The sequence below is a fragment of the Xenorhabdus szentirmaii DSM 16338 genome (assembly GCF_002632585.1).
Classification (GTDB): domain Bacteria; phylum Pseudomonadota; class Gammaproteobacteria; order Enterobacterales; family Enterobacteriaceae; genus Xenorhabdus; species Xenorhabdus szentirmaii.
Genome location: NZ_NIBV01000001.1, coordinates 210,895 through 236,593, shown reverse-complemented (window position 1 = coordinate 236,593; position 25,699 = coordinate 210,895). Strand labels below are relative to the sequence as shown.

At 44.6% G+C, this 25,699-nt stretch carries 19 protein-coding genes, 2 pseudogenes and 1 other annotated feature (1 of these 22 cut by a window edge); of the genes and pseudogenes, 9 read left to right on the top strand and 12 right to left on the bottom strand.

Annotated features, from left to right (window positions below; genetic code table 11):
• The first annotated feature begins 189 nt into the window (after positions 1 to 189).
• Positions 190 to 1,035 carry a DMT family transporter gene (locus Xsze_RS01145; protein ID WP_038240547.1) on the top strand — a complete coding sequence of 282 codons (846 nt, stop codon included), beginning with the start codon at positions 190 to 192 and terminating at the stop codon, positions 1,033 to 1,035.
• A gap of 307 nt (positions 1,036 to 1,342) precedes the next feature.
• Here the strand turns inward: Xsze_RS01145 and Xsze_RS01140 are convergent, their stop codons facing one another.
• The 4 genes from Xsze_RS01140 to Xsze_RS01125 all read right to left on the bottom strand — a co-directional run bounded on the left by Xsze_RS01140 (position 1,343) and on the right by Xsze_RS01125 (position 4,591).
• Entirely contained in the window at positions 1,343 to 2,302 is a 960-nt protein-coding gene (locus tag Xsze_RS01140; RefSeq protein ID WP_038240548.1) for a filamentous hemagglutinin N-terminal domain-containing protein, read from the bottom strand.
• A gap of 219 nt (positions 2,303 to 2,521) precedes the next feature.
• Positions 2,522 to 2,848, bottom strand: a complete 327-nt coding sequence (locus tag Xsze_RS01135) for a hypothetical protein (protein WP_038240549.1) — start codon at positions 2,846 to 2,848, stop codon at positions 2,522 to 2,524.
• Positions 2,849 to 2,946: 98 nt separating this feature from the next.
• Positions 2,947 to 3,249 carry a hypothetical protein gene (locus Xsze_RS01130; protein ID WP_038240550.1) on the bottom strand — a complete coding sequence of 101 codons (303 nt, stop codon included), beginning with the start codon at positions 3,247 to 3,249 and terminating at the stop codon, positions 2,947 to 2,949.
• A complete protein-coding gene (locus Xsze_RS01125) occupies positions 3,221 to 4,591 on the bottom strand; it encodes a DUF637 domain-containing protein (RefSeq protein WP_099138452.1) in 1,371 nt (456 codons plus the stop codon). The genes Xsze_RS01130 and Xsze_RS01125 overlap by 29 nt, the downstream gene beginning before the upstream one ends.
• A gap of 30 nt (positions 4,592 to 4,621) precedes the next feature.
• Between Xsze_RS01125 and Xsze_RS01120 the strand changes: the two are divergent.
• Both Xsze_RS01120 and Xsze_RS01110 read left to right on the top strand, forming a co-directional pair.
• A pseudogene (locus tag Xsze_RS01120) lies at positions 4,622 to 5,791 on the top strand (IS701 family transposase).
• 367 nt (positions 5,792 to 6,158) lie between these two features.
• Positions 6,159 to 6,783, top strand: a pseudogene (locus Xsze_RS01110) (RNA-guided endonuclease InsQ/TnpB family protein); the annotation flags it as partial.
• Between the two features lie 157 nt (positions 6,784 to 6,940).
• Here Xsze_RS01110 and dnaJ read toward each other — a convergent pair.
• Both dnaJ and dnaK read right to left on the bottom strand, forming a co-directional pair.
• Positions 6,941 to 8,077 carry a molecular chaperone DnaJ gene (gene dnaJ, locus Xsze_RS01105; RefSeq protein ID WP_038238639.1) on the bottom strand — a complete coding sequence of 379 codons (1,137 nt, stop codon included), beginning with the start codon at positions 8,075 to 8,077 and terminating at the stop codon, positions 6,941 to 6,943.
• A gap of 114 nt (positions 8,078 to 8,191) precedes the next feature.
• Positions 8,192 to 10,102, bottom strand: a complete 1,911-nt coding sequence (dnaK, locus tag Xsze_RS01100) for a molecular chaperone DnaK (protein ID WP_038238636.1) — start codon at positions 10,100 to 10,102, stop codon at positions 8,192 to 8,194.
• A gap of 341 nt (positions 10,103 to 10,443) precedes the next feature.
• Here dnaK and satP point away from each other — a divergent pair, with 341 nt between their 5' ends.
• A complete protein-coding gene (gene satP, locus Xsze_RS01090; protein ID WP_038238635.1) occupies positions 10,444 to 11,016 on the top strand; it encodes an acetate uptake transporter in 573 nt (190 codons plus the stop codon).
• Between the two features lie 65 nt (positions 11,017 to 11,081).
• Here satP and Xsze_RS01085 read toward each other — a convergent pair whose 3' ends face one another.
• Positions 11,082 to 12,374: an MFS transporter gene (locus tag Xsze_RS01085; protein WP_038238633.1), complete on the bottom strand. Its 1,293-nt coding sequence runs from the start codon at positions 12,372 to 12,374 to the stop codon at positions 11,082 to 11,084.
• A 607-nt stretch (positions 12,375 to 12,981) separates the two neighbouring features.
• On the opposite strand from Xsze_RS01085, the gene Xsze_RS01080 reads away from it, so the two are divergent.
• The 4 genes from Xsze_RS01080 (at position 12,982) to Xsze_RS01065 (ending at position 18,246) form a co-directional block, all read left to right on the top strand.
• On the top strand, positions 12,982 to 13,638 hold the full coding sequence (locus Xsze_RS01080; protein ID WP_038238631.1) for an ArsR/SmtB family transcription factor: 657 nt from the start codon (positions 12,982 to 12,984) through the stop codon (positions 13,636 to 13,638).
• Between the two features lie 206 nt (positions 13,639 to 13,844).
• Entirely contained in the window at positions 13,845 to 14,681 is an 837-nt protein-coding gene (gene licT, locus Xsze_RS01075) for a BglG family transcription antiterminator LicT (RefSeq protein WP_038238693.1), read from the top strand.
• A 237-nt stretch (positions 14,682 to 14,918) separates the two neighbouring features.
• The gene (bglF, locus tag Xsze_RS01070; protein WP_038238629.1) at positions 14,919 to 16,823 is read left to right on the top strand and encodes a PTS beta-glucoside transporter subunit IIABC; all 1,905 of its coding nucleotides are present in this window, start codon (positions 14,919 to 14,921) and stop codon (positions 16,821 to 16,823) included.
• Between the two features lie 22 nt (positions 16,824 to 16,845).
• Positions 16,846 to 18,246, top strand: coding sequence for a glycoside hydrolase family 1 protein (locus Xsze_RS01065; protein WP_038238627.1), 1,401 nt, complete (start codon positions 16,846 to 16,848; stop codon positions 18,244 to 18,246).
• A 41-nt stretch (positions 18,247 to 18,287) separates the two neighbouring features.
• Here the strand turns inward: Xsze_RS01065 and mog are convergent, their stop codons facing one another.
• A complete protein-coding gene (mog, locus tag Xsze_RS01060) occupies positions 18,288 to 18,863 on the bottom strand; it encodes a molybdopterin adenylyltransferase (RefSeq protein WP_038238624.1) in 576 nt (191 codons plus the stop codon).
• An 86-nt stretch (positions 18,864 to 18,949) separates the two neighbouring features.
• The gene (gene tal / locus Xsze_RS01055; RefSeq protein ID WP_038238622.1) at positions 18,950 to 19,903 is read right to left on the bottom strand and encodes a transaldolase; all 954 of its coding nucleotides are present in this window, start codon (positions 19,901 to 19,903) and stop codon (positions 18,950 to 18,952) included.
• A 184-nt stretch (positions 19,904 to 20,087) separates the two neighbouring features.
• Here tal and yaaA point away from each other — a divergent pair, with 184 nt between their 5' ends.
• On the top strand, positions 20,088 to 20,864 hold the full coding sequence (yaaA, locus tag Xsze_RS01050; protein ID WP_038238620.1) for a peroxide stress protein YaaA: 777 nt from the start codon (positions 20,088 to 20,090) through the stop codon (positions 20,862 to 20,864).
• A gap of 51 nt (positions 20,865 to 20,915) precedes the next feature.
• Here yaaA and thrC read toward each other — a convergent pair whose 3' ends face one another.
• Genes thrC through thrA form a run of 3 tightly spaced genes read right to left on the bottom strand, consistent with a single transcriptional unit; the run spans position 20,916 to position 25,626 of the window.
• A complete protein-coding gene (gene thrC, locus Xsze_RS01045; protein ID WP_038238618.1) occupies positions 20,916 to 22,208 on the bottom strand; it encodes a threonine synthase in 1,293 nt (430 codons plus the stop codon).
• A 2-nt stretch (positions 22,209 to 22,210) separates the two neighbouring features.
• Positions 22,211 to 23,161 carry a homoserine kinase gene (gene thrB / locus Xsze_RS01040; protein WP_071991784.1) on the bottom strand — a complete coding sequence of 317 codons (951 nt, stop codon included), beginning with the start codon at positions 23,159 to 23,161 and terminating at the stop codon, positions 22,211 to 22,213.
• Positions 23,143 to 25,626, bottom strand: a complete 2,484-nt coding sequence (gene thrA, locus Xsze_RS01035) for a bifunctional aspartate kinase/homoserine dehydrogenase I (RefSeq protein WP_038238612.1) — start codon at positions 25,624 to 25,626, stop codon at positions 23,143 to 23,145. Before thrA ends, thrB begins: the two co-directional genes overlap by 19 nt.
• 26 nt (positions 25,627 to 25,652) lie before the next feature.
• Positions 25,653 to 25,699 (bottom strand) — a sequence feature (Thr leader region) (it continues 73 nt past the right edge of the window).

The following is a 25,699-nucleotide window of genomic DNA, read 5'->3' as shown; positions in this document are numbered from 1 at the left end:
CGAAGTGCTAATGTTATGACAGTTATTATATCGGAAAAAGTAGTTTATATGTGCTATTTTAGTCGTTATTTTCGAATCATTTATTTTTGAAAGTAGTTTTTTTCGGCAGAGTGGGAGATTGATAAATAACAATAGATAATAGAAGATGCTTTTATCACCAATTAGCTAATAACATGAGTAAAATATCCCGTGACCACTTCAGTCTTCTTAACCGTCCTTGGTGCAGCTCTGTTGCATGCGAGTTGGAATGCTTTAGTTAAGATCAGCGTTGATCGGTTCTTAGGCATCTCTATCATTGTTTTTTTTGCCGGAATAATTGCAACACCGGGATTGCTCTGGGTTGGTTTACCGACTTCTGCCTCTTTGCCGTGGTTAGTATTATCTGCTGTTTTGCATACAGGTTATTGCCTGTTTTTAAGCCGTTCTTATACAACGGGAGATTTAAGCCAGGTTTATCCGATTGCCAGAGGATGTGCACCATTAATTACTGCTTTGCTGAGTTGGCTAATTTTGCAGGAAAGGTTGCCGTCTTTTGCGATCCTGGGGGTAGGTTTAATTATAGTGGGGATCATGCTAATTGCCTTTCCCAAAGGGAAAAAATCCATCCGGTTGGATCAAAAAACATTCCTGGCCGCGGTTATCACTTCGGTATTTACGGCCTGTTATACCTTGTCCGATGGTGTCGGCTCCCGTATCAGTGAGAATGCTTTAACTTATATTTTTTGGATGTTTGCGATTAATGGCTGGCTAATGGGGGTCATTATGTATTCCAAATATCGAAATACCATCGGAAAAAGTATTCGCCAATATTGGAAGCAGGGAGTTTTAGGCGGATTAATGCAGTTATTGAGTTATGGCATCGTTATTTGGGCAATGAGCCATGCTCCTATCGTGCTGGTTGCTACATTGCGGGAAACAAGCGTGTTGTTTGCGATGCTATTGTCAGTGGTTATTTTGCGGGAGCCTTTCAATAAGATGCGATTATTGGCTTGTGTTGTTATTGTGGCGGGAATTATTGGTATGAAATTAGGGTAATATTTCATTGGAAAATAAGTAATTATGAATTTTGTAAAAATTTTTGTATAGAAAATAATCGGTTGATAATTATATTCTGAGATTAATGTATCACTTTCATTCACATAAAAATTGCCCCTATAGGGACAATTTTTATGTCTATACTAAATAAGTAAATTTCTCAGTAAATATACTATTTTAATGTAGTTTAAATTTTATCTCTAATAAGTGACACATTTAATATTTACAGTAAAATCTCCTTTCATATTATCTAAATTAACATCAACTCCATTTTTACTCGATACTATATAACTTTTTATATACTTCATTAATAGGGTACACCATCTATAAATATCTTAGTGGTATCATCACCATAAAAATGTATGTTTTTCATATCTTCAGATCCATTTGTAGTAACATATACCGTAGCCCCATTACCACCTGCATGAATTTCAGGACTTTTTAAATTACGTAAATTAACACCAACTCCATTTTCAGTACTTGTTAACCGAATTCTATCAGCATACATGCCACCTAATTCTTTAACATTAATTGAAAATTCAGGTTTGGCTCCTTCACCGGCAATTAAGCGAGTCAGACTAGGGTCTTTCATATGAGGTGATATGGCCCCGGTCATTGCAACAATGATGGGAGCTTTAATTATTCCATTTACTTCTAAAGCCCTGCTAATAAGAGAAACTCCTTTGGGGCCGTTACCTCCTTCAGTTTTAAGCTCTAAACCCTTTTCACCAACAGTAATGTTACCTTTGGTTACGTCTAAAGTAAGTAGATCTTTTTTATTAAAAGTAGGTTTACCTGTGGTCAAAGTAAATTCATTGTTATTAATAAAATTAACTCCATTGACCCTAATGCCATTAGGGTTGGCTATAATAACTTTAGCTTTATCTCCAACTACTTCTAAAGCTCCTAATAGTTGAGATTGATTACCACCAACTACTTCGTTAACAATTAATGCTGCGGATCTGTTTTTAAGGTTAGGGTTTTTATCTAATTGACCTGCTAATTCAGAACTTATCACATCCAGTGAATTGTTTAAAATCAGGCCCTGTTTTTCAATGTTAAATTCTTTATAGGTATTTCTAGACATTCCAGAAAGAGTGGGAGTAGCTATGTTAACAACTGGAACATTATTAATATTTTTAACTTGAGTATTCGCATCGTTAGGAATTATACCTCCTGAAAAAGCTGAATTAGTAGAAAATAATAAAGATACAAGAGAAAATGAAGCTAATTTCACAAAATAGGTAGTGTTTTTAAATATTATCATAAATAACTCATTTTTATTTAATGGTCTCTGTTCTTAGAGGTTAATCTAAAAATGTAGAGGTTATTTTATAGGATTTAAACTAATTTAATAAATTACAATAACAAATGGCTTGTAAAAATTAATGGAATATTTTTACTCTTCTGTAATATAATAATTTTCTGGGCCAATCCAAGTTATAACTTTATATTATTTTAACTTAATTCCTTTATCATATTTATACTATTTTAGTACTTCAGATGGATGCCAGCTATGTCCATATGAAAAGAGAGCACCTTTACTAATTAATTTTTTAATTATTTCTAGTTTATCATTTTCATTGTTTGCAGATAATTCAATAAAATAGGGGGATGAAGAGTCATTTTTATATGACTCATAAGTTACTAAAGAAAAATCCAATAATTTCATTTGGTTAATTAATTCATTTTCATTTCTTGAAATTATGAGTCTTAGCGTATCTCCTGCTATATCTGAAACAATAATTGAGTTATCTGGAAGTTTACTTATTTTACGTTTAGTTTTATGGAAGTAGGAACAGAGTTTAATCATTTCAGTAACTCCTCAATAAATTAAGAAATATCTCAGATCTATAAATTTTTTATTTAAACTTACTTAAATTTTTATTGAATCTGAGATCTTTTAAACGTTTAACTAATCAGTTGAACAGGAAAAATAACTTCTCTACCCTCAATATAATTCCATGCAACTCTATTAAAATTTTTAGTAACTTGAGAATCAATAATCATCAAAGACATTAGAAAATTAAATAATTCATCGGATTCATCAATTGCAGAAATGAATTTTACTTTTCCTTCTTCATTATTTACAATAGCAGGAAGTATTTTCTCTTCATTAGCATGTAAAAAATAAAAAATAATTTTTTTAGTATCACTATCGTAATCTATTCTAGTGATCTGTACATTATTTTTGTTTAAACACGGCAATTTCATTCCACACCTTATTAAAATTATCTATAGTCATCTTATAGCTAGTTCCTTTCCACGGATCGTGTATCAAAATATTTCCTGCTTTATCAATACCTTTTACAACTACCCAATGACCAATTCTACTACCTTGATCCCACATCATAGCGGCCCAAGAACCTGTAGAATTTAATATGTGAAAGTTTTCTAATCCTACAAAACCACCATCCCAATCACTACTATATTTATTGAGATCTCTAGCTAATTGTTCAGGACTTTTTAATCCTCCACCTAATTCTGTTTGAGAGACGGGAACTTTTCTATCTTTAAGTAACATCTCACCACATGCTGCACCACATCCTGTTGGAGTTTTTTGTTTTACTACATTTGGATCGACTATTTCATCTAGTACGTTCCAATTTCCACCAGCACCACCTTTTGGTGTAATAGGTTTGATAGTTACTTTATTAAGAATCCCTTCTCCTCGTAATACTCCTAAAGGTACTTTAGCTCCTATTAAAAATCCTGCAACATTTTCTAAAGATTTTTGATCACCTTGAGCTGCTTTTGCTACTGTTACCTTAATACCTTCCCATGCATAGCCATTTCTAATAGAGTCAAATGCATTTGCAACAGCTTGATCTTTTTTAGCTAAATCACTTCTTGCTCTATCACAATAATTACTTCCCGTTGCACAAGTTATTAAGGCTGCTGTTGCATCAAATGTAGTATCTAGTCCAGCAACTCCCAGATGACCTGTTTCGTACAAGAAAACCAACACACCATTAACCATTGCGGATGCTACATTTTCACCCATCTTTTCACGAACTAAAAATTTCATATAGTCTGCATCTGCTTCAAGTGCCTTTCTAGCCTTATCTCCAGCTAGTGAATTAAATTCAATAGCAAGTTCACCAGCATGGGCACCACTATGAACTCCGTCAGCACTATTTGAAGCAATACCTCCAGCAATAGCACCTATAATTTTAGTTTTAAGTAAACCTTTAGTGGTATCTTGGTAAAAATTCTCACCCATACTGAGAACTGCAACTTCTGCTGCTAATGCTCCAGCAGATGCAGCCAGAGGATCATTTCCTCCAATTTCTGCGGCTAAAGCAGAAATCGCGGCATGACTAAATAATTTTCCAGGTATTCCTAAAGCAGGAGTATTTTCTGAAACTAACTTAGCTCCTTCTGCATGTATTTGATCAGCAGTAGTGGAAAGTAAAGATTGAACGAAATTATCTTTAAAACTACCTCCATTAATTGAAGTAGTTAATCCAGATTTAATTAATGATTGACCTGCAACCCTTTGAGCGGTTCTAGTACTACAGCCGTACGCCCCATTGTGGCATGATAGCCCTGACATTTTTTTCCTGAAAATACGGGAAGGTGTTCAATGCACTCACCGACCAATGCCTGGGAACAGGCACTTCTCTCACTCCATACCCGTCTGGCTCCCTTGTTTCACCATCCCGGCCCACAACAACGCAGCCTCGCTTATCTCCGGGGGCTGCTCAGTGACGTTGAACGTAAAAATGGCTGGCAACTGGCGGAATGGATAGGCGAACGCACGCCTGATGGCGTTCAGCATCTGCTGGAGCGAACTCATTGGGATGTCGACGTCGCCCGCGATATTCTGCGGGATTATGTGACAGAACATCTGGGCGATGAACAGGGTGTACTTATTGTGGATGAAACGGGCTTTATCAAAAAAGGCACGCATTCTGCCGGGGTTCAGCGTCAATACAGTGGCACCGCCGGGCGCGTCGAAAACAGCCAAATAGGCGTCTTTCTCTGTTATGCCGGTCAGGGCGGTCATGCCTTTATTGACCGGGCGTTATACCTGCCCAAACCCTGAACGGATGACCGGCCTCGCTGTGAAGCCGCGGGTATTCCTGACCCGATCACCTTTGCCACCAAACCGCAACTCGCCCGGCAGATGCTGGAACGCGCATTAGAGGCCGGTGTGCCCTGTCGCTGGGTGACGGCCGATGCCGTTTATGGTCAGGATCGTCGCCTGCGCTGTTGGCTGGAGTCCCGATATCAACCCTTTGTACTGGCGATCCCCAAAAATGAACCGTTGTGGTGGCAAGGGCCGGCCTATCGCAGAGCGGACCACATTGTGGACAGCCTGACGCCTCCACAATGGGAACCACATTCTGCGGGGCGGGGAGCGAAAGGCGAACGTCAGTATGACTGGGTTTTGGTGCCACTCTGGCGCTTACAACGGAGTGAGAAAGACCGGGAATATGGCCATTATTTGCTGGTCCGGCGCCGCCGGGATGAAAAACAGGCACGGGCTTACTAGGTTGTGTATGCGCGCCGAGAACAGGCTGATCTGAAAACCCTGGCTCAGGTGGCAGGCTATCGCTGGGAAATTGAATGTGGTTTTGAAGAAACGAAGGGAGAATGCGGTCGGGATCATTATGAAGTGCGGCAATGGCATAGCGGGTATCGGCACATTACCTTATCGCTACTGGCCCATGCGGTTCTGGCGGTCTTACGGAGACGGGAGAAAAAAAACGCCGACGGGGCTGATAGCCTTCAGTGTGGCGGAACTGCGTAAGCTGTTGTCAAAATTGATGGAAAAGGCCGGAGAGACCGTCGAACAGGTTTTACATTGGTCATCTTGGCGACGACGACACCAATACTGTGCACAACAATGTCATTATCGCCGTAGGGATAACCTTATGATTACAGAGCCGTTACGGCTGTAGTACTAATAAAGTGTGAAAATTAGTTCTTAGTGTACTTGCTGCATTTGCCACAAAGAAAATAGCAAGTGCTAACAAAAGCCCTTGTCTTTGCTTATTCATGGGTAACATTGCAACAAATAACGGAGAACCCAAGACATATGCCAATGTAAAAGCTGTCACTAACTGTGCGGCCATAGCGACTGATACAGAAAAAGATGTTTCAATCAAAGGGATCAGGCCAGCCGTAATCTGAGACGTAAACAGAAGGCCTTATTCCGTAAGAAAAAAGGCAGTGCGAATCGTCGCAAAGCCCGCCTACAGCTTGCAGATGTACACGAACGGGTAGCCAATGCCCGTGCTGATTTTCAACACAGACTGTCCCGCACAATTGTTGAAGAAAACCAAGCGGTAATTGTAGAGACGCTGAAATCGGCGAACATGATGAAAAACTATCATCTCGCCCGTGCCATCGGCGATGCAGGATGGAATGGATTCATCACGAAACTGGAATATAAAGCCGCAGAGAAAGGCGTGCATCTGGTGAAACTGGAACAATGGTTCGCCAGTTCGAAAACCTGCCATTGTTGTGGTCACAAAATGCCGGAAATGCCGCTGAATAAGCGCATCTGGCAATGTCCTTGTTGTGGTGTTGAACATGACCGCGATATCAACGCGGCAATTAACATCCGGCACAAAGGCATAATGGAATTACAGGCGGCGTGACTCGTCGTCTCTGCCCATGGAGGCCAGCGTAAATCCGTCAAACAGACGGTTACGGCCTGAGAAGTGGGAAGCCTTGCCGTTTACGGCGGGGAGCAGTCACAATGGTTTACTATGCTATAAAAGAGGAAGATCGAAATGAAACTTTTAATAACTGGCTAATGTCAAAAAAATAAATACTGTAATAACAGCTTGTTTTATTGGATATAACGATTCCCCTTTTATTCTTAGCAAGCTAATTCATAACTTAAAAGAGATATTCAGGGGAATGTTATAAAAGATCTTACAAAAGCATTAAATTACTTTGTCAAATCATCAAAAAATTTCTTTACGCCATCAAGGAAGCTTTTAGAGCGGGGGCTATTGTTTTCGCCACTTTTTCCACCAAAAGATTCACCTAATTTACGCATCAGCTCTTTTTGTTCTTCGTTAAGCTTAACCGGTGTTTCTACGACAACACGGCACAGCAAGTCACCTTGTGCGCCACCACGAACAGATTTAACGCCTTTTCCTTTCATGCGGAACAGCTTGGCAGTCTGAGTTTCTGCCGGGATCTTCAGGCTGACGCGACCATCAAGGGTTGGCACTTCAATTTCGCCACCCAATGCGGCTGTTGCGAAATTGATGGGAACTTCACAATAGAGGTTGCTGCCATCACGCTCGAAGATATGGTGAGTCTTGACCTGAACCTGTACATACAAATCACCCGCCGGGGCACCATGTTCGCCTGCTTCACCTTCACCACCCAAGCGAATGCGATCACCGGTATCAACACCTGCCGGAATTTTAACAGAGAGGGTTTTGTATTTTTCAACGCGGCCATGTCCATGACATTTGCCACAAGGCTCTTTGATGGTTTTCCCGCGCCCGTGGCACTGAGGACAAGGCTGCTGAACGGTGAAGAACCCTTGTCTCATATGGACTTGGCCTGCTCCGTGACAGGTTGAACAGGTTTCAGGGCTTGTTCCTGCCTTGGCTCCGCTGCCATGGCAGCTATCGCAGGATTCCAATGTTGGAATTCGGATCTCTTTGGTCACACCACGGACGGCTTCTTCCAGTGTCAGTTCCATGTTGTAACGCAGGTCTGAGCCACGGCTGGCACGCTGCTGACGTCGACCGCCACCGAAAATATCTCCGAAAACGTCACCAAAGATATCGCTAAAGTCAGCTCCGCCACCGAAACCACCTGCTCCGCCACCCATACCACCGTGTTCAAAGGCGGCGTGACCGTATTGGTCATAAGCGGCACGCTTCTGCGAATCGGTCAGGATTTCATAGGATTCTTTAATTTCTTTGAATTTATTTTCTGCTTCTTTATCACCCTGATTACGGTCGGGATGATATTTCATTGCCAGCCTTTTATAGGCTTTTTTGATCTCTTTTTCGTCAGCTGTTTTGGATACTCCCAAAACTTCGTAATAATCTTTTTTTGCCATTGTATTGTTTACCCTTAACACGCACACACGGGCGTGGAGTTACCTCAACGCCCGTGTCAGTTAACAAGTAACAGGCGCCCTGTTACTTTCTGTTAATTTGCCCGTCAAGGGCTATTATTTTTTGTCTTTAACTTCTTCGAATTCAGCGTCTACGGCGTCGTCTTCTTTCTTCGCGTTGCCTGCACCTGCATCAGCAGCGCCAGCCTGAGCTTGTTGCTGTGCGATTTCCAGAAGTTTCTGGGATGCTTCAACCAGAGCCTGAATTTTTGTTTCGATTTCAGCTTTGTCTTCGCCTTTCGACGCAGTTTCCAGCTCAGAAGATGCTTTCTCGATTGCCGCTTTGTCGTCAGCAGTCAGTTTGTCGCCCGCTTCTTCAACTTGCTTACGAGTACCGTGGATCAGCTGGTCAGCTTGGTTACGAATCTGAACCAGCTCTTCAAATTTACGGTCAGCTTCTGCGTTTGCTTCAGCATCACGTACCATTTGTTGGATTTCTTCTTCGTTCAGACCAGAAGATGCCTTGATGGTGATGTTCTGCTCACGGCCAGAGTTTTTGTCTTTTGCAGAAACATGCAGGATACCATCAGCATCGATGTCGAAAGTGACTTCGATCTGTGGAGTACCGCGCATTGCTGGCTGAATGCCGTCAAGGTTGAACTGACCCAGGGACTTGTTATCGCCGGCGCGCTTACGCTCACCTTGCAGTACGTGGATAGTTACCGCGGACTGGTTGTCTTCAGCAGTAGAGAACACTTGGCTATGCTTGGTTGGGATAGTGGTGTTCTTAGAAATCAGGGAAGTCATTACGCCGCCCATGGTTTCGATACCCAGAGACAGTGGTGTTACGTCCAGCAGCAGAACGTCTTTCACGTCACCTGCCAGTACGCCACCCTGAACTGCTGCACCTATAGCAACCGCTTCATCCGGGTTTACGTCTTTGCGTGGCTCTTTACCGAAGAAGTCTGCGACCGCTTTCTGCACCATTGGCATACGAGTCTGACCACCCACCAGAATCACGTCCTGAATGTCAGATACAGACAGGCCTGCGTCATTCAGAGCAACTTTCAGTGGCTCGATAGAACGTTTAACCAGATCTTCAACCAGAGATTCCAGTTTCGCACGGGTAACTTTTACGTTCATGTGCTTAGGACCGGTTGCATCTGCGGTGATGTATGGCAGGTTTACGTCAGTCTGTTGTGCGGAAGAAAGCTCGATTTTCGCTTTTTCTGCCGCTTCTTTCAGACGCTGCATTGCCAGTGGGTCGTTACGCAGGTCGATACCTTGTTCTTTTTTGAATTCATCAACCAGGTAGTTGATCATGCGGCTGTCGAAGTCTTCACCACCCAGGTGGGTATCACCATTGGTTGCCAGAACTTCATACGTTTTTTCGCCGTCAACTTCGTCGATTTCGATGATAGAGATATCGAAAGTACCGCCACCCAGGTCATAAACTGCGATAGTACGGTTGCCGACTTCTTTGTCCAGACCGTAAGCCAGAGCCGCTGCGGTTGGTTCGTTGATGATACGCTTAACTTCCAGACCTGCAATGCGGCCGGCATCTTTGGTTGCCTGACGCTGTGCATCGTTGAAGTAGGCAGGAACGGTGATAACAGCTTCAGTCACCGTTTCACCCAGATAATCTTCTGCTGTTTTCTTCATTTTTTTCAGAACTTCAGCGGAAATCTGAGGTGGTGCCATTTTCTGGCCTTTCACTTCCAGCCATGCATCGCCATTATCAGAAGCCATGATTTTGTATGGCATGATAGCTTCGTCGCGCTGAACTTCTTCGTCCTGAAAACGACGGCCAATCAGACGCTTGATAGCGAACAGTGTATTTTGCGGGTTAGTGACAGCCTGACGTTTAGCTGGTTGACCAACCAGAGTTTCACCGTCCTGAGTATATGCGATGATGGAAGGTGTGGTACGGTCACCTTCACTGTTTTCAAGCACACGAGCAGTAGTGCCGTCCATAATTGCTACACAAGAGTTGGTAGTTCCCAAGTCGATACCAATGATCTTACCCATCTAAACGCCTCCACAGAGAATTCATAATATTCGGTCAAGTTACTAAGCTATATGAGGACGAATGCTTTCTTTTCAATGGCACGGATTGCCAGAAATTCCTCATTTCATGTTTTCAACTGATGTTGAAATATCGGTAGTAACTGTAGTTGAAACTTAAATGGGGTCATTCATTCCATCATCAAGGGGCTGATAGAAAAAAAAGTGAGGGTGAATGAAAAAATTTTTCGGAGGCCATTGTGTAGTTGATGGCATCACATTATGATTCGCCGCCTTTTATGGCTTTTGGGCACAAAAATGTGCCATGAGAATTTTTTACTCTTTGTTTTGTTTCTAGGGGAAGTATGCATTCTAATAAGTTGGCGAATCCAGGCCCATTGGGGTTAATGGGTTTTGGTATGACAACCATTTTGTTGAACTTGCACAACGCAGGTTTTTTCCCATTGACGTCTGTCATTTTAAGTATGGGAATTTTTTACGGTGGTTTGGCTCAAGTCCTTGCGGGTATCTTTGAGTACAAAAAAGGAAATACTTTTGCGGCAACCGCATTTACCTCTTACGGTATGTTCTGGTTGAGTCTGATTGGGGTACTTTTCCTGCCGACGATGGGGCTGGCTGAAGCAACCAGTCATGAATTCCTTGGTGTTTACCTTGCCCTGTGGGGTATTTTCACCCTGTTCATGTTCTTTGGTACGCTGAAGGCTAACCGCGTTTTGCAGTTTGTATTTGGTAGCCTGACTTTGCTGTTTGCTTTGTTGGCAATCGGCAATATCACAGGCAATGCCGGCATTCTGACCTTCGCGGGCTTTGAAGGCGTTATCTGTGGTGCGAGTGCTTTCTATCTGGCAATGGCTGAAGTTCTGAATGAACAATATGGCCGTACTGTTTTGCCGATTGGTGAAGTGAAACACGCTTAATCTTTCAGACAGGATGAGCATAAACACTCATCCTGTTTTTAAATGTCCGTTCCTGCCGGAGTGCATTATTTTGTTTTATGCTCAGTCCACACCTTCCCTTTTCTGAGATACAGCCCCAATAAAACACCGACAGCGGATAAGGCCATAATATAGTAAGCAGGCGCCAGAGAAGTGTATCTCAGCAACAGGGTAATGAGGATTGGCGTCAGGCCACCGAAAATGGCATAGGCCATATTATATGAAAATGAAATACCACTGAATCTGACTTCTGCCGGATAGCTGTTGACCATCACAAACGGCGCTGCACTGATGACGCCGACAATCAGTCCAAGGGTGGAATATATGCTAAATAACTTGAGTGGTTCATGGCTGATATTGTGGTAGAAAAACCAGGTTGCAGCGGCTAATAGAATGCAGCCCACGATCAATACAATACTCGCTCCCCATTTATCACACAGGTATCCCACGGATATACAGCCAATCGCGAGTGAGATAATGGCCAGACTGTTTGCTTTCAGGGTCAGCGATTGTTCCAGATGGAAAACGGTTTGCATATAGGTCGGTGTCATCAGAATAATGACCACGATACCCGCGGACAGCAACCATGTCAGAAACATGGAGACAGCAATAGCACGTTTGTGATTGAAAACTACGGCTTTCAGCGGCAATCCGTCAAACAATGCCTTGCGTTCCTGCATTTCCTTGAAGATAGGCGTTTCATGTAACCAGCGACGCAAGTACATGGCACACAGGCCGAAGAACCCGCCGAGGAAGAATGGCAGACGCCATGCCCAATCCAATACCTCTTGCTTGTCATAAAGGGATGTAATGATGGTTGCCACAAGGGAGCCAAACAAAATCCCCATCGTCAAACCGGCGGTCAGGATACCACAGGCAAAGCCGATGCGTTTGCGGGGAACATGTTCTGCCACGAATACCCATGCTCCGGGCACTTCACCACCAATTGCCGCTCCCTGCATGACTCTCATCAGCAAGAGCAGAATAGGCGCTGCAATGCCAATCGTATCGTAAGTCGGCAGCATTCCGATGGTGAGTGTCGGCAAAGCCATCAGCAATATGCTGAGCGAGAACATTTTCTTGCGGCCCACCAAATCACCAAAGTGAGCCATGATGATCCCGCCTAAAGGCCGGGCCAGATAACCCGCTGCAAAAATACCGAATGTCTGTAGTTGCCTGAGCCATTCAGGGATATCAGCAGGGAAAAAGAGTTCTCCGAGTGTCATGGCAAAAAAAACAAAGATAATAAAATCGTAAAACTCCAATGCACCACCTAAGGCAGCCAAAGACAGAGTTTTATAGTCCTGCTTGTTTAATGAACGATTGTGTTGTTGTGACATAAGTTACCGATTTATAGTTATAAAATGAGGTTTTTATTATTATTTTCCATACTCCGCATCGGAATGGAGCAAGATGAAAATAAAACTTATGCTATATTAAAAGGTATTTATCCTGCAATTTTTTGAATAAAACGATTGTAGCGATTTATAGGATAGGTTAAGGCAGAAATAGAGGTTATTACTGTCTATGATAGGAATTTAAGGCAAGCGTGCAAGGCCTGACTTTTATTTAACTATTTTATTCTGTTAACTAAGAAGGTTAAATTTTTTTCTTATACACCCTAATAATTGTTCTGGGAAATAAAACAAATGCGATGGAATTAATAAACCATTCCTGTTGATAAATAGCCGTTGAAAAATGGCTGGTTACAAATAGCCATCGATAAAGTTTACCGACGGTAATTTAAATATGAAATCATGAGAATAATGTTATGAGAAGTACTGATAAATCAGTGCGGATAAATATAAGCCAACACCAAAAGAAGGTTAGCCAGTTATTCACTTGTCCTGCGATTCATTGGATATATGCTGGCATTCGAAAAGCCCGAAAAACTCTGATATTATCACAATCAATAATTTTATTGAATGTAATAATATTGGAAGATTGATGTCAATATTTGATAAACAAATTTTTGTTGAGGTTGCTGAAATTGCTAAGGTTCTGGGAAATGTCCATCGACTGACACTGCTTGAGTGTCTGGCTGATACAGAGCTATCCGTGGAACATTTGTCAGAACTTTCCGGTTTGTCCATTGCCAATACTTCCCAGCACCTTCAGCACCTTCAGCAGCTTAAACGCGCTGGCGTGCTTCAATCACGAAAATCCGGCAAACATGTGTTTTATCGTCGGGGAGAAGGCCCTGTCATGGAAATTATTTCCGCGCTTCGGCAATATGCTGAATTTAACCGGGCAGAAATGCGCAGGTTGATCGATGATGCAAGCAACCAAGAAGCGATTTCCAGGGAAGAGTTGCTGGACAGAATCAAAGAAAAGAGCATGACTTTACTGGATGTCAGGCCGAAAGAGGAATTTGAACAAGGCCATTTGCCCGATGCCATTAATATTCCAGTCGATGAGCTGGAAAACAGGTTGGATGAATTAATTTCCCATCAAAATTTGATCGCTTATTGCCGTGGCCCTTATTGCATACTTTCTGCTAATGCGTTGGCCTTGCTTCACGCCAAGGGCATTAAGGCCCGCAGATTTAAAAAAGGATTTTTGGGATGGAAAGAGGCAGGAATGGATATTGAAGTGAAACCTTAAAATAAATCCAATTTAATTCGTCTTATCCGAGTCACGAGAATTGATATTTTATCCCGAGATCATAATCACATTTCTATTGTCCACAAATTGAGGTGTGACTAAAAGCAGATAGAATTAGAAATTGATTGTTACTGCGTAGGCAGGCAAAACCTGATCCATTGGCATCTGCCAGAGTTCAGGTTTTTTTGTTTCTGGGGCTTTTTACGATGAAAATTACTAAAATTCTTAATAACAATGCCGTCGTCACCCTTGATGCACATCAATGTGAACAAGTCGTGATGGGGTGTGGCATTGGGTTTCAGAAACGCGCGGGAGAATCATTAAATAAAGAATTGATTGAGAAAGTTTTCAGGCTTCAGCGTTGTGGTTGGGTATCGCACTTGAGCGAATTGCTTGATCATGTTCCTTTAGAAGTGATTACAACCTGTGACCTGATTATTTCTGGTGTCAGAACACAGCTGGGTAAGCTACAGGATAGTCTTTACATCACACTGGCCGATCACTGTCATTTTGCTATTGAGCGTCAACAACAGGGAATTTTTATCCGCAATAATTTGCTTTGGGAAATTCAACGATTGTATCCCAGGGAATATGCATTGGGCGGGGAAGCGTTAGATATTATTGAAAAACGTTTAGGAATACGTTTGGCAGAAGATGAAGCCGGATTCATTGCTCTGCATTTGGTTAATGCACAATTAAACAGTGACATGCCCGAAGTCATGAACATTACGCAAATCATGCACGAGATCCTGAATATCACCAAATATCAGCTGCGGATAAATTACGATGAAAAGATGCTGAGCTATCAACGTTTTGTGACTCATTTGAAGTTTTTTGTACAGCGGATGTTGTTACAAACGCCTGTGCCTGATGACGATCTTGGTCTGCATGAAACCGTCATGAATCATTATCCCATTGCATGGCAATGCGCAGAGAAAATCAGCCACTTCTTTGCGATGCAATACCAACGGGAATTAACCTCTGAAGAAACCATGTTCCTTGCGATTCATATTGAAAGAGTCAGGAAAGACAGCATGAACTGAGTGTTGGAAAACTGAGTACTGAAAATAGTGAAAAAACAGTTTAGAAACCGGTGTCGATAGACAGGATTGTTACTGCGGCCCGTTATGGGTGCAGGCAAAACCTGACAGTGATTATCTCCCCGACAAGGGAAGATGGCATTGTCAGGTTTTTTTCAGCTGGACCTGAATGATTTTGCAACAAGCCTATTTTGGAAACAGTACAGCGCGTAAATACGGTGTGTAAATGAGGGAAATGGCATGAATTACCCGATATTGACTCGAGAAATACTTGAAGGTGTTGGCGGTAAAGAGAATATTGTCAGCCTTATCCATTGTGCAACCCGACTGCGTTTTAAATTACAGGATCATAGACTTGCCGATATCGACAAATTAAAAGCCAATCCCGACATTATTATGGTGCTGGAAAGTGGGGGGCAATTTCAGGTTGTCATTGGCAATGAAGTGAAAGGGGTTTATCAGGCAATTCAGCAAGTATTGGCACCGAATGATGAAACGCCATCAGAGACAAAGACAGCAGGTAAGAAGGATAAATTATTTGAGCGTTTTATCGATATCATTTCGGGCATTTTTACCCCTTTTTTAGGCATCATGGCGGCTTCTGGTATCTTGAAAGGATTTCTGGCGGTTGCCATTACCCTGAATTGGTTTTCACAAGATAGTGGAACTTATCGTATCTGGTATGCTGCCAGTGATTCATTGTTTTACTTTTTTCCGTTGTTACTGGGTTATACCGCGGGTAAAAAATTTGGCGGCAACCCTTTTATTACGATGGGGATTGGCGGTGCATTGGTTCATCCTCTGATTACCTCTGCCTTTGAGGCATCAACTGCCGCTGGTGGTACGACGGAATACTTTCTGGGAATTCCTCTTTCCTTTCTGAATTACAGCTCTTCGGTGATCCCGATTATTTTTGCTTCTTGGGTGAGCTGTGAGGTAGAAAAAAAACTGGATGCCCGTCTCCCGAGCACAATCAAATTGTTTATCACCCCCCTCGTTTGCCTGATGCTGGTCGTTCCCCTTGTTTTTCTTATTATTGGACCAACCGCAGAATGGTTAAGTCAATTATTGGCTCAGGGTTATCAAGCTATATATGGATTTGCTCCGGCGTTGGCGGGGGCAGTCATGGGAGCCATCTGGCAGGTTTGTGTCATGTTTGGCCTGCATTGGGGATTAGTGCCGATTGCGATCAATAACATCACGGTCATGGGGCACGACACACTTGCTCCTTTGCTGTTACCTGCGGTCATAGGACAAGCGGGAGCGGCGTTGGGGGTTTTCCTGCGAACCCGGGACGCAAAATTGAAAGTGTTATCCGGTTCTGCTGTGACGGCGGGGATTTTCGGCATCACTGAGCCTGCGGTTTATGGCGTAACCCTCCCTTACCGGCGCCCCTTTATCTTTGGCTGCGCCGCCGGGGCGGCGGGTGGCTTTGTTGTTGGTTATTACCAAAGCGCAGTTTACTCCATGGGAATAGTCAATATTTTTACCTTTATGCAAATGATCCCGCCATCAGGCATCAATCATACCGTCTGGGGAGCGATTATCGGCACATTGCTGGCATTTTTTATTTCTGTCGCATTGACATGGATGTTCGGCCTGCCCGCAGTCACTACTCCGCCCGTTGAAAAACAAGCCGATGAAAGCCAGCCTGAATCTCAGCCCGTCGGCAGTCATTGCGTATTCATGCCAGCCAATGGGTGTGTCATACCATTGGAACAGGTTAAGGACCCGGCATTTGCCAGCGGATTATTGGGGCAGGGCGTGGCGATTATTCCAGAAGAAGGATGTATTTTCTCTCCGGTAACGGGGCAAGTTGTTTCATTATTCCAAACCAAGCATGCCATTGGCATTAAAAGTGAGTCCGGCATTGATGTGTTGATCCATATCGGTATCGATACCGTCAAATTGGACGGGAAATATTTTACTGCATTGGTGCAACAAGATGCTTTCGTGAAAGCGGGAGAGGCGTTAATTCAATTTGATAGGCAAGCCATTTTGGACGCAGGTTTTGATCTTACGACGCCGGTTATTGTCAGTAACAATGAGAACGATTCATCAATAGAGTGCCTTGCTGCATCAAAAATTGCGGCATCAAAAGTGGAAAAAGGTTCGCCATTATTATTCGTTAAATATTCATCATAAGTATTCATAAGAGGACATTTGAATGAAACAGTTCCCAACACACTTTCTGTGGGGAGGCGCGCTTGCTGCCAATCAGGTTGAAGGTGCTTATTTGACGGATGGAAAGGGTCTGTCTACGTCAGATGTGATGCCACAAGGCATTATTGGCCCTGTTATCGAGCGTGATACGGTAAATAAAACTGCATGCCTCAAAGATATCGCCATCGATTTCTATCACCGCTATCCCGAAGACATCGCGTTATTTGCAGAAATGGGGTTTAAATGCCTGCGGACGTCCATCGCATGGAGCCGTATTTTTCCCCATGGTGATGAAACCCAGCCTAATGAAGCCGGGTTGGCATTTTATGACAGCGTGTTCGATGAAATGGCCAAGTATGGCATTCAACCTGTGATCACGTTATCTCATTATGAAATGCCGTGGACATTGGTCAAAAAATACGGTGGCTGGGGGGATCGCAAGCTGATTGATTTTTTTGAACACTATGCGCGGACGGTATTCACCCGTTATCAGGAAAAAGTGAAATTATGGCTGACATTCAACGAAATCAATATGTCGTTGCATGAGCCAATGACTGGGGTCGGGTTACCGAAAAGCAGCAGTCAATCTGAAATCTATCAAGCGATCCATCATCAATTGGTTGCCAGTGCACGTGTGGTGAAATTGTGCCATGAAATCATTCCTGAAGCCCGGATTGGCAATATGCTGCTTGGCGGCTTGATGTACCCATTAACGTGTAAACCGGAAGATGTGCTGGCAACGCTTCAGCAAAATCAAAAATGGTTATTTTTTGGTGATGTTCAGAGCCGGGGAAATTATCCTGGTTACATGCTGCGTTATTTCCGTGAAAATGGCATTGAGCTGGCTATTACAGAGCAAGATCGACAAGATTTGAAAAACACCGTCGATTTTATTTCATTCAGTTACTACATGAGTGGCTGTACAACCGCGGATGAGTCGGAATACCTGAAACAGCAGGGCAATATCCTGCATATGATAACTAACCCTCATTTACCCAGCTCTGAATGGGGTTGGCAGATAGATCCCCTCGGTTTACGCACGTTATTGAATCTATTGTGGGATCGTTACCAGAAGCCCTTATTTATCGTTGAAAATGGTCTGGGTGCCAAAGATACGCCAGAAGCCGATGGCAGTATTCAGGATGACTACCGTATTCAATACCTCAATGATCATCTTGTTCAGGTCAGGGAAGCGATTGAAGATGGGGTGGATATTATGGGATATACCAGTTGGGGCGCGATTGATTTGGTCAGCGCCTCAAAAGGTGAGATATCCAAACGCTATGGTTATATCTATGTTGATCAGAATGAACAAGGAACGGGATCGCTGGAACGCCGCCGCAAAAAGAGTTTCCATTGGTATAAGCAAGTCATTGAAACCCAAGGTGGCAGCTTGAGTGAATAATCCGCCACAAAGGTTCTGAAAAACTCAGAACCTTTGGTGAATCAACGACGGGCGCTCTTTGGTCTGAAGGCGGCGACAACAGATTCATCAGTTTCGATATAAGGGCCATCCAGCAGTTGGATGCAATAAGGAACGCTGGCAAAAATGCCGGATACTATCACCTTGCCATTCTCATCTTTTAAACCTTCCAGTGTTTCCGCGATGGCTTTAGGTTGCCCGGGCAGATTCAGGATCAATGCCTGATTACGGATCACGCCGACCTGACGGGACAGGATTGCCGTGGGAACAAACTGTAGGCTGATTTGACGCATTTGCTCCCCAAATCCGGGCATTTCACGATCCGCAATCGCCAGCGTCGCATCCGGCGTGACATCCCGACGCGCTGGTCCGGTGCCTCCGGTGGTCAGTACAAAATGACATCCCAATTCATCGACCAATTCACACAGGGTTTGTTCAATCAAAATCTGTTCGTCAGGAATAAGGCGGGTTTCTACACTAAAAGGAGTGGTGATGGTTTTTTTCAGCCACGCTTCCAGTGCCGGAAGCCCTTTGTCCTGATAAACACCGCTTGAGGCCCGATCAGAAACGGAGACGAGGCCAATGCGCAATTCATTCATATAAACCTCAATAATAGATAAAAAAGGCGACTCATTATGATGTCGCCTTTCTACAGGAAAAATAGCGTATCGCTTAGCGCTTAAGATTACAGTAGGTCTGCGATCATGCTTTCCAGTTTGCCTTGGTCTACCGCAAACTTACGGATGCCTTCCGCCAGTTTTTCAGTTGCCATTGCATCCTGATGGTGTTCCCAATAAAACTCCGCTTCCGTCATTGGTGCCGGACGTGCTTTAACTTCGCCTTCATAGCCCAGTTTGCGCTCGACTTCACCTTCTGCTTCTGACAGCTCTTTCAGCAGTGCAGGGGAAATGGTCAGGCGGTCACAGCCAGCCAGTTCCAGAATTTCACCCGCGTTACGGAAACTTGCACCCATTACGACGGTGTTGTAGCCGTGTTCTTTGTAGAATTGATAAATTTCAGAAACAGAAATCACACCCGGATCTTCATGAGGTGCGAACTCTTTCTTGTCACCGTTCGCTTTGTACCAGTCGAAGATACGGCCGACGAACGGAGAAATCAGGAAAACACCTGCTTCTGCGCAAGCACGCGCTTGGGCAAAGGAGAACAACAGGGTCAGGTTACAGTTGATGCCTTCTTTTTCCAGCTGTTCGGCAGCACGGATACCCTGCCATGTGGAAGCCAGTTTGATCAGGATGCGGTCATTGCTGATACCCGCTTCGTTGTACAGTTTGATCAGGCGTTTTGCTTTCGCGACGCTTGCTTCGGTGTCATAAGACAGACGAGCATCCACTTCAGTGGAGATACGGCCGGGGATCAGTTTCAGGATTTCCAGACCAATATTGATAGCCAATTTGTCGCCGGCATCAATAACTTGCTGCTCACGGGAATCGCTCTGGCTACGCGCCCATTCAACAGCATCGTCAATCAGTTGACGGTATTCCGGAATTTGGGCTGCATTTAAAATCAGGGAAGGGTTGGTGGTAGCATCTTGCGGCTGATAGAGTTTCATCGCCGCGATATCCCCGGTATCTGCTACTACTGTTGTCAGTTTACGCAGGGAAGTCAGTTTATCGGTCATGTTTAATGTCTCATCGTTATACGTAAAATCTTTGGCAGCATTGCCTCGCCATCCTGTGATAATAACATGGTCAAGCGTGACTGTAAGGTAGGAAAATCCTATCGCTGAGATTCTCCCCTTTTCATCTTTTTTTGCTAAAGTGGAGAGAGTCTGAGTTCCTGGAAAGAATAGTTAGGAAAAAATAATGCTTATTACCCTTTCACCTGCAAAAACCCTCGATTATGAAAGTCCGCTCCCGACAGAAAAATACAGTCAGCCGGAATTGTTGGAAGAATCCCAGCAATTGATCGATATCTGCCGAACATTAACCCCGGCACAAATCAGCAGCTTAATGAATATCAGCGATAAGCTGGCAGGTTTGAATGCCGCTCGTTTTGGTGAATGGCAACCCCATTTTACGCCGGAAAATGCCCGTCAGGCGATTTTGGCATTTAAGGGCGATGTTTATACAGGAATGGAGGCAGAAACGTTCTCTGCCCGCGATTTTGATTTCGCTCAAGTACATTTGAGAATGCTGTCGGGGTTGTATGGTGTTTTGCGCCCTCTTGATCTGATGCAACCTTATCGTCTGGAAATGGGCGTTAAACTGGAAAATCCCCGGGGTAAAGATCTGTATAAGTTTTGGGGTGACCGCATTACCGAAAATTTGAATGCCACACTGGAACAACAGGGGGATGATATTCTGGTTAATCTGGCGTCGGATGAGTATTTCAAGTCAGTGAATACTAAAAAACTGGCAGCCAGAATAATTAAACCTGTTTTTCTGGATGAAAAAAATGGCAAGTACAAAGTCATCAGCTTTTATGCCAAAAAAGCCCGTGGATTGATGAGCCGTTTTATCATTCAGAATAAACTGACCGATCCGGCACGTTTGGTTGAATTCAATCTGGAAGGATACACTTTTGAGGCCTCCCTTTCCAAAGGGGATGAGTTGGTGTTTGTTCGTCCAGAGCAGCACTAACCCATTTTATAGATATCACCCCACCCATGTGGGTGGAGTGATGAGCGCTGATTATTTCGCTGCTTTTTCCATCAGGAATTCACGCAGGGTTGAGAACTCAGCAGGCAGGAAGTGGGAGAGCAAGGCCAAATCGGCTCTTTCTGCCAATTCTGTGGGCAAGGGAAGTGCTTGGCCGAGAGTCGCTTCAACACTTTCTTTGAATTTAGCCGGATGAGCCGTACCCAAGAACAAACCATATTCTCCATCCTGTAACTGATCACGCAGGATACGATAAGCAACGGCTGCATGGGGTTCGGAAATATAGCCCTTTGCCGCCAGCTCCCGCATGGTGTTTTGCGTGGTATCGTCGTTCACGACACCATTTGCCAATTCACTCAGTGCCCAGCCTTTGCGTCTGAACAGTTCTTCAATGCGTGGCCAGTTATTAGGCTGGCTGACATCCATTGCGTTGGACAATGTGGCAACAGTCTTGTTGGGCTGCCATTCACCCTCCGCCAGATAGCGGGGAACGGTATCATTGACGTTGGTTGCGGCGATAAAGCGTTTGACCGGCAATCCCAGAGACTTCGCCAATAATCCTGCGGTTAAGTTACCGAAATTGCCGCTGGGTACGGAAATGACCAATTGTTCACGTTTTTCTGCTGGGATCTGTGCAACGGCTTCAAAGTAATAACAGATTTGTGCCAACAAACGGCTGATGTTAATGGAGTTGGCTGAATTGAGGTGCAGGGCACGTTTCAGTTCTTCATCATCAAAAGCCTGTTTGACCAGCGCCTGACAAGCGTCGAAATCACCGTTGATGGCAACAGTGTGAATATTCTTGCCCAGAGTGCAGAAAAGCTTTTCTTGCAAGGGGCTGATTTTGCCTTCGGGATACAAAATCACGACTTGCACGTTATCCAGCCCATAAAATGCATGGGCAACCGCAGCACCGGTATCACCGGATGTTGCAGTCAAAATAGTGACAGGCTGTTCTCCCGCAATATGAGCAAGGATTTGTGCCATGAAACGACCGCCAAAGTCTTTGAACGCCAGTGTCGGGCCGTGGTAAAGCTCCAGTGAGGCAATATCATCTTCGACCTGTGTGACGGGTGCAGGGAAAGCAAAGGCATTTTTAATGCGGGCAGCCAATTGTTCTGCGGGGATCTCATCCCCAATAAACGCAGAGAGAATTTTCTGGCTGCGACTGACGAAATCCAGTTTCAGTAATTCGTCAATTTCATCACGGCTAAATTCAGGTAAATCTTGTGGAAAAAAGAGACCTTGTTGTTTACCCAATCCCTGTTTTACCGCCTGAGAAAAACTGACCTGCTCGCTGTTGTCTTTTAAGTTATAGAGTTTCATGGTTACTTTACCTGTCGTGCGCCTGCGAGATCCAGACGGCAAATGTGTACAAAGCCTTCATCATTCTGCACGTAATGTTGTTGCAGCCATTGGGCGACTTCTTTTGCTACTGCCATTTCGTTACAAATGGTAAAGAGGGTTGGGCCTGAGCCGGAAATACTGCATGCCAGCGCACCCAATTTCTTGACCGCATCACGTGCATCGGCGAATCCGGGCAAGAGTTTCGTGCGGTAGGGTTCCGCGACAACATCTTGCATCAGTCTGGCTGCCAGCTCTGATTGCCGGGTATGGCAGGCGTGAATAAAACCTGCAAAATGACGGCCATGCTCGATGATATCCTGGCGGGTGTAGTGTTTTGGCAGGATCGCGCGGGCTTCTGATGTCGGCACTTTGATGCCCGGATAAGCCATGACCCACAACCAGTCATCAAAGGCAGGGACTGGCTGACAAAAAGGCGCTTCCTGAGATAAAAGCAGCTGCAATCCGCCTAAATAGCAGGGAGCGACGTTATCGTAATGAACCCCGCCGGAAAGACGCCCTTCCAATTCGCCCATCATGTCCAGCAATTGGTCGCGGTCAAACGGACGGTTGGCATATTCATTCAATGCCACCAAACCCGCCACCACAGAACAGGCGCTGGAGCCTAATCCGGAACCAATCGGCATATTTTTTTCCAGGGTCATGGCGACGGGCAGCGTTTTCCCCAGTTTCTGACAAAAAAGCTGCCAACACTGGTAAACAATATTTTGTTTGGGATCAGTGGGTAATTTACCGACAAATCGTCCTTTATTATTCAGGCTGAAACTTTCAGCCTCACTGACAGAGATACAATCTCCAAGCAACGAGCCATCAACGGGAGAAACCGCTGCGCCAAGGACATCAAATCCGACGCCAACGTTCCCGATAGAGGCAGGCGCATAAACCCTGACTACCATTAAACCCCCAATTTCCATGACAGAGTACGTAAGATATCAGCAAAAACACCTGCTGCCGTAACATCATTTCCGGCACCATAACCACGCAGTACCAGCGGGATAGGCTGATAGTAACGGGTATAGAACGCCAGCGCATTTTCGCCATTTTTGACTTTATAGAGTGGATCATTACCATCTACAGCGACCATTTTTACTGTACAACGGCCTTGATCAATTAAACCAACATAACGCAAAACTTTTCCTTGTTCTGCGGCATCCACAGCACGTTGGCTGAATTCCTGATCCAGTTGTGGTAAACGTTGCAGGAAAGTATCGACATCACCATTGGCATCAAAGGAAGCTGGCAGTACGGGTTCAACCTGTATATCTTCCAGCTCCAATTCATAACCCGCCTCACGGGCCAGAATCAGCAGTTTGCGCGCAACATCCATGCCAGAGAGGTCATCGCGTGGATCAGGTTCTGTAAAGCCTTTCTCTTTTGCCAGCAAGGTGGCTTGTGAAAGCGTCATGCCTTCATCCAGCATACCGAAGATATAGGAGAGAGAACCCGACAAAATGCCGCTGAATTGTACTAATTCATCCCCGGCATTAAGCAGGTTTTGTAAGTTTTCAATAACAGGCAATCCTGCACCGACGTTTGTGTCATACAAGAACTTGCGCTTGGACTTTTCGGCCGCCTGACGGATCTGGCGGTAATAGCCCATTGATAAAGTGTTGGCTTTTTTATTTGGTGTCACAATGTTGAAACCGTCACTGAGGAAGCTGGCGTATTGCTCTGCAATTGACTGATTAGAAGTGCAGTCAACAATGACCGGGTTCAGCAAATGGTACTCTTTTTCCAGCCGGATCAGGCGGCTCAGACTAAATGGCTCAGTCGCTTCAGACAGCGCCTGCTGCCAGTTATCCAGATTAATGCCCTGCATATCGGTCAACAGGGCACGGGAGTTGGCGATGCCACAAACCCGCAATTCGATGTGTTTTTGTTTGAGCCATACTTGCTGGCGACGGATTTGCTCAATGAGGGCGCTTCCTACTCCGCCTACACCCACAACGAAGACTTCAACAACCTGAGCGGTATTGAACAGCATTTGGTGGCAAAGGCGAACCGCGGTAGTCGCTGCGCTATTTTCAATGACGGCGGAAATGGAACGCTCGGAAGAACCCTGAGCAATCGCAACGATATTGATATTGGCGCGAGTCAGTGCAGAGAAGAAGCGGGCTGAAATCCCACGTTGGGTGCGCATGCCATCCCCAACGACGGAGATAATGGCAAGGTTATCTATCACATCAATGGGATCGAGCACGCCGTCTTTCAATTCGAGATAAAACTCTTCTGTCAGAGCCTTCTGCGCTTTCGCCAGCTCTTTGTGCGGGACACAGAAACTGATGCTGTATTCAGATGAGGATTGTGTGATCAAGACCACCGAAATGCCTTTGCTGGACATGACGGAAAACACACGGGCAGCCATCCCGACCATGCCTTTCATTCCGGGGCCGGAAACGTTGATCATCGCCATGTGGTTCAGATTGGTAATGCCCTTGATTGGCATCTCTTCGTTTTTTTGTCCGTTTTGTCCGTTGTTGTGCAGCCCATTGCCAATCAACGTGCCCGGGGCATCAGGATTCGCCGTGTTTTTAATCAGGCAGGGGATCTGGAACTGGGCGATGGGGGCGATAGTGCGTGGATGGAGAACTTTCGCACCGAAGTAGGATAATTCCATCGCTTCCTGATATGACATGCTTTTCAGCAAACGGGCATCTGCAACGGCTCTCGGATCACAAGTGTAGACACCGTCTACGTCAGTCCAAATTTCACAACAGTTCGCATGTAAACACGCCGCTAATACGGCAGCTGAATAATCAGAGCCATTTCTGCCCAGAACCACCAATTCACCGTTTTCATTTCCTGCGGTAAAACCGGCCATCAAAATAATATGGTCAGCAGGAATATGGAGTTCAGCAATACGCTTGGAAGATTCATGAATATCGACAGTGGATTCAAGATAATGCCCGTGCGCCAATAAATTTTTGACAGGATCAATGACAGTGACTTTATGGCCGCGAGCTTGTAATACTGCTTCCATGATGGCAATTGACAGTTTCTCACCACAGCAAATCAGGGCTGCATTAATGCTGTCCGGGCATTGCCTCAGCAAGGAAATGCCGTGTAATGTCTGTTTCAGGTAAGCGAACTCACGTTCAACAACGCCTTTCAGACGTTCATAGTCGAACCCGGTTTGCTTTTCTTTCAGCCCCAGTAACAAGTCAGCAAAGATTTGGGCGGCGTCATTGATATTGGCAATGACATCCTGCCCTGAAACGGTTTTTTCAATCATGGCGACCAGATGGTTGGTGATCTTTGCTGGCGCAGAGAGTACCAAGGCAACTTGCCCTAGGGATAGCTCATTCTCGGCGATATCTGCAACGCTTAGCACACGTTGGTCATTTGCGACCGAAGTGCCCCCAAATTTTAGTACTCTCATTAAATGTTCCTCTCCTGATTTTTGTCCAAAAAAAAGCCCGTATCTTGTGGGATACGGGCTCATGGTTATTTTA